The sequence below is a fragment of the Mesorhizobium sp. M7A.F.Ca.US.002.01.1.1 genome, assembly GCF_004022955.1.
GTDB classification, from domain to species: Bacteria; Pseudomonadota; Alphaproteobacteria; order Rhizobiales; family Rhizobiaceae; genus Mesorhizobium; species Mesorhizobium ciceri.
On record NZ_RZQE01000537.1, the window covers coordinates 1 to 3656 of the forward strand.

Genomic DNA, 3656 nt, shown 5'->3' on the forward strand with positions numbered 1-3656 from the left:
GGCGCCGATCGTGGCAGGCTTGAGCGAACCGCCGCGCATGCTGATGCCGGCAGAGGTCGGAAGGAAGTTCTCGAGCGTCTGGGCCGAAAACGGCTTGGATTTCACAAGGCTCTGATTGGTCACCCATCCGGCAACGGGCGCGCCGAAGGTGTACGGCTGGGCCTTAGCCGCAGCCGGGACCGGAACAGCCTTGCGGCGGCCGGGGAAACGCTCGCCAAGCCTCACGGCGCACCTGTGACAGTCCCAGGCCACGCGACATTGCGACCGCGCCAGCTAAGGGGTGGCAGGCCCGACACGACCGGCTTTGAACCGGGGTCTTTGTCGATCATGCGGAGTTTCAGTGTTTCGAAGTCGTCTTGCGCCTGTTGATAGGCAAGGCCCTTGTTCTGCTTCCACCGGTAGATGATGGCGAGCTTCAGCAGCCGCTCGGAGAGCCTGAACGTGTCGGCATCTTCCGTGAAAGCCGGCTTCAGGGAATTGTTGCTCGCCTTCACAATCTCGTTTGAAACGTAGAAGAGTTTCACCGTCTCGCTGTTGGCCATGGCCGGCCATTGGTGAAACTGGTCACCGAAAATGATCCAGTAGCCGTTCACCGTGGCGATCGGCGTCACCTGGAGTTCAATCCACTGATCCGGGCTGGTCAGATGGTTCGTTGCCCACAACCACCGGGACGACCAGAGCGAAGACGTTTGCTGCATTCGCTCGTAGTCATCGGGGAGATCGAAATCAGCCGTGGTGCCGTCACCCGTGAAGGTCTTCAGCACCAGCAGCTTTTGCCAGTCGTAGGCGTCGACGATTCCCGCAGCGATGAAGGCGACGACGCGGCAACGACTGGTCAACGACCTGAAGGCAGCGCTGAACGCTGCCTATGCCGCCAACAGGGCCAAGCTGCCGTCAACCCTGCCAGGGACCATAAAGCAAGGGCTCCGAGCCGTTGTCGCCGAAGAGACTGAGGCGGTCGCAAGAGACAATCAGATATTGCCTGACGCTGACATTGGCCGGCTTCTCCGCGCTGCTCGGGAAGTCGACGCCGAACAGCAATGGGATGGCGACCTGTTTAGGCTCGTGCTGATCCTTGCTGCTACCGGTGCGCGGCTATCGCAAGTAGCGCGGATGCGCGTGGCCGATTGCCAAATATCACAAAGCCGGCTGATGGTGCCGACGAGCCGCAAGGGCAGGGGCGCGAAGAGCGGCACGATTACCGTTCCAGTCGGGCGTGACGTAATGGATGAGCTGGTACCGGTGACAGCACAGCGGACACCTGATGCAATCCTGCTCGAACGCTGGCGGCATGAGCAGGCGCCTGGCAAGATCGAATGGCATCGAGCTGGCCGCGGCTCCTGGCAGTCTTCAGCCGAACTCGCCAGACCATGGCAAGCGATCCGCGACCGCGCCGGCCTGCCTGATGTCATCCCCTATGCGCTGCGTCATTCCAGCATCGTGAAGGGCATCCGCGCCAACCTGCCCATCCGACTCGTTGCCGCAATCCACGACACCAGCACAGCAATGATTGAGCGCCACTATTCGAAATGGATAACCTCGGGCCTAGAAGAACTGGCGCGCTCTGCCATCGTGCCACTGGTGCCTCATAGCGGGGATGCCCAAGTCGTCCGCTTGAAGGCGTGACCGGTGCATGTCGGGGAAAACCGAAAATAGCCGTTCGTTGGCGTTCGTTGGTGCTTGACCGCTGATTCGGCCGGGCCGATACTGCCAGCTCAGTTTGAGGGACCGGGTTTGAGGACCACGATTCGCGGCAACATTGCCGCGATGGCCGGCACACCTGTACGACGGCGTTGTCCTCATTCTTCACAAGCATACCAGGAGGGGCAAAATCGGGTTTTCTCGATGCCGTTTTACCGTGGCTAAAGACCAGAACCTAACGGGAACAAAAACCCTGTGAACATACTGTGGAAAACTCGAACAAAATAGGAGCTAACACCTTGAAAAAACAGAACAAAACAGCCGTCGAAAAATAAATGTGAATAAGGCTTCTGGTGTTCGACGGCGAGTCCGGAAAATGCTAAGATGTTCGCACTGGTTCGAACTAAATCGCAGCGATCCGACAGGAGATAGAAACAGATGGAAGTGACCCCAAATGCCTTCACCATCAAGCGGCTCTGCGCTGCTTACGGTGTCGGCCGAACCTTCGTTTACGAAGAAATCAAGGCCGGTCGGCTTGAGACCCGCGTGGCGGGGACTCGCAAGGTTCTCGTCCGCAAGGTCGACGCCGATGCCTGGCTGGACAATCTGCCGAAAGGAAAACTGAAGCCTGCCCTAGCAGGGGAAGCTTGAGCGGTCCGTCTGGACAACTAACCGCTCAAGCCGATCCGACCCCGTTTTTTCGTCATCCTCCTGAGAATCCGAAAGGACCAGACAATGCAGCATGTAGCAGGCGCGAAGGCGCCCGTCAGTTCACATTCAAAAACAGCTAACAAAAAATTCACTCTCACGGTCAAGGTCGAGCCTGGTGGCGGGATCTTCCACCTTGAAGGGCGCCCGGCCTGGGCGATGAAACAGTTGATCGATGCCGGCGCGCGGGGGTGTACCCCGATCACGCATCCCGGCCCAAGATGGAGCGATTACACGTTCAAGCTTCGCAAACTCGGGTTCGTCATCGAGACGGAATATGAGAGCCACGGCGGCGTTTTTTCGGGTCACCATGGCCGATATATTTTGCGGTCGAAGGTCTCGATCCTTGAAGACATGGCGGCCGCTGCATGAGCGCCGGCCCCGGCAATACTCAAAGCCCGGTCGACCTCGCCGCCACCTGGCTGGCCACTGGGTCGGCGGATCGGACAAAGGCGGTTATCCCGCAACTTCAGGAACGGTTCTCCCTGCCACTCAAAGACGCGGTCGAGGCCTGCCGGCAGGCAGCGTTGATCCGGGCCAGGGCTCACTAGATGAGCGCCGCCAACATCGCCTCCGCTGCCAAAGTCCGGTATCGCGCCAACCGGACAGGCAAGATGAAAGTCGGCCGGTGCATCTTGGCCGACAAGCCGAAGCCAACCGGGCCGTTTCAAGTCAATAATGCTCGTGTGCGGGAGCTGGAAAGGATCATTACCAGCCGGTATGGGCAGATCCTGCCCGAGACCGACGACGCGGACCTGTTCATTGAGGTCGCAGCGTATTCGCTCAATGCCCACTGCCAGAGCAAGGGGCTCGACCTGGATAGAGTCTTGGCTGACTGGTGCCACCGCTGGGCGCCGTGGGCCTTGCTGCGGGCGGGAACAATCATCCGCCCGATTCTCAACATGCTCGTCGGCCGCCGCTACCAGATGAAGGCCGACGAAGCGGCCCGCAAGATTTGCCTGACCTTGTTGGAACGGACGGCGCTCGAAATCAAAACGATGGGGGCCTGCGATTTTTCGGCCCGCGTCCGCAAAGGCATTGCCAAAGATGTCAAACGGTCGGGGGATCGGTCAAGGCAGACGGCAAAGCGGCGCGGCCGGGGTGTCGAACCTCGCGAAAGCTGGCTGGCCAAAAATTCTCTGTCCAAAAGTCGACCATGGGATGCCGAGGGGATTTCTCGCGCCCAATGGTATCGGCGCTTTCGTGAGACGGGTCCGTCGCTAGTAGGTATGTCTACCAAAAGCGACACACTTGTCTCATCGGTGCCAGTCGACCCGTCGCAAGAGGCCCCCTCACGGGGTCCAAAC

Annotated in this window: 5 protein-coding genes and 1 pseudogene; 4 read left to right on the top strand and 2 right to left on the bottom strand. The window is 59.6% G+C overall.

The window, feature by feature from the left end:
* Both EN932_RS38500 and EN932_RS31390 read right to left on the bottom strand, forming a co-directional pair.
* A pseudogene (locus EN932_RS38500) lies at positions 1-225 on the bottom strand (hypothetical protein); the annotation flags it as partial.
* A complete protein-coding gene (locus tag EN932_RS31390) occupies positions 222-764 on the bottom strand; it encodes a hypothetical protein (protein WP_164890717.1) in 543 nt (180 codons plus the stop codon). The pseudogene EN932_RS38500 and the gene EN932_RS31390, both read right to left, overlap by 4 nt.
* 43 nt (positions 765-807) lie before the next feature.
* On the opposite strand from EN932_RS31390, the gene EN932_RS31395 reads away from it, so the two are divergent.
* The 4 genes from EN932_RS31395 to EN932_RS31410 all read left to right on the top strand — a co-directional run.
* Positions 808-1626 carry a tyrosine-type recombinase/integrase gene (locus EN932_RS31395; RefSeq protein WP_128369341.1) on the top strand — a complete coding sequence of 273 codons (819 nt, stop codon included), beginning with the start codon at positions 808-810 and terminating at the stop codon, positions 1624-1626.
* A gap of 453 nt (positions 1627-2079) precedes the next feature.
* Positions 2080-2292, top strand: a complete 213-nt coding sequence (locus EN932_RS31400; protein WP_128369342.1) for a DNA-binding protein — start codon at positions 2080-2082, stop codon at positions 2290-2292.
* Positions 2293-2376: 84 nt separating this feature from the next.
* Positions 2377-2721 (top strand): hypothetical protein, encoded by a 345-nt coding sequence (locus tag EN932_RS31405; RefSeq protein WP_128369343.1) that lies wholly within the window; start codon positions 2377-2379, stop codon positions 2719-2721.
* Positions 2722-2900: 179 nt separating this feature from the next.
* Positions 2901-3656 (top strand): hypothetical protein (locus tag EN932_RS31410; RefSeq protein ID WP_128369344.1); only part of this gene is annotated, 756 nt, incomplete at its 3' end.

What these genes read in the sequence shown, in the direction of transcription:
- EN932_RS31395 (WP_128369341.1), top strand. Translation starts at nt 808, where the DNA reads ATGAAGGCGACGACGCGGCAACGACTGGTCAACGACCTGAAGGCAGCG.
- EN932_RS31400 (WP_128369342.1), top strand. Translation starts at nt 2,080, where the DNA reads ATGGAAGTGACCCCAAATGCCTTCACCATCAAGCGGCTCTGCGCTGCT.
- EN932_RS31405 (WP_128369343.1), top strand. Translation starts at nt 2,377, where the DNA reads ATGCAGCATGTAGCAGGCGCGAAGGCGCCCGTCAGTTCACATTCAAAA.